This window comes from Pseudomonas sp. Pse35, assembly GCF_024519715.1.
In the GTDB taxonomy this organism is placed as follows: Bacteria; Pseudomonadota; Gammaproteobacteria; order Pseudomonadales; family Pseudomonadaceae; genus Aquipseudomonas; species Aquipseudomonas paracarnis.
Genome location: NZ_JALJRP010000097.1, coordinates 1 through 273 on the forward strand (window position 1 = coordinate 1; position 273 = coordinate 273).

The following is a 273-nucleotide window of genomic DNA, read 5'->3' on the forward strand; positions in this document are numbered from 1 at the left end:
GTGTATCGGTAACGGTCGTGTTAACTGGGGTAGTACCTGGAACCAGATTTTCAAAATGCTCGCCGCCGGTCACACCCTTGATAGCAGCGGTGACGGTCTGATCGCCTTTATAAATATCGTCTGGCGCCACGGTGGTAACGGTGCCGCTGGATTGGTTAACACCGATAGTAATGGTCTGACCGTTATCCAAAGTGACGGTCAACGGGTTAGTGATGTTAGTCACCGGCGCGCCGTTCTTATCCACAAGGCTGGCGGTATAGACGATATTGCCGC

1 protein-coding gene is annotated in these 273 nt (G+C 52.7%); it reads right to left on the reverse strand.

The features are described from left to right. A partial coding sequence (locus OC445_RS26980) for an immunoglobulin-like domain-containing protein (protein WP_262020463.1) occupies positions 1-273 on the reverse strand: 273 nt, incomplete at both ends.